At 33.3% G+C, this 333-nt stretch carries 1 protein-coding gene; it reads left to right on the top strand.

Annotation, left to right across the window (positions count from 1 at the left end):
- Positions 1–214, top strand: a 214-nt coding sequence (locus EII42_RS12600) for an ABC transporter permease (RefSeq protein ID WP_199729911.1), incomplete at its 5' end; no start/stop codon positions are given.
- Positions 215–333: the final 119 nt, after the last annotated feature.

The following is a 333-nucleotide window of genomic DNA, read 5'->3' as shown; positions in this document are numbered from 1 at the left end:
CTCTGTAAGTTGGAGCTATGATTTATTAAATGGCTTTATTAAGAGCTTATGTTTTGCTATCGCTGTTGTTTGGATTGCCTTGTTCAACGGTTATGATTGTATTCCGACCTCTGAAGGTATTAGTAAAGCAACAACAAGAACAGTAGTGCATGCATCTCTTGTTGTTTTAGGATTAGATTTTGTACTAACAGCTTTAATGTTTGGTGCAAGTTAATAAGTGAAGTGCGGTAGAAAATTAAGGATTTTTTTATGCGACAAGCAGTTAAATATGAATTTTGGGTAGGCTTATTTTTATTAATTGGAATTGCAGCTCTAGTTTTTTTAGGGTTAAGA

Source organism: Tessaracoccus sp. OH4464_COT-324, from assembly GCF_003932855.1.
GTDB lineage: Bacteria > Actinomycetota > Actinomycetes > Propionibacteriales > Propionibacteriaceae > Arachnia.
Note: the sequence above shows the minus strand (reverse complement) of the source record. Positions and strands in the feature narration are given on the sequence as shown.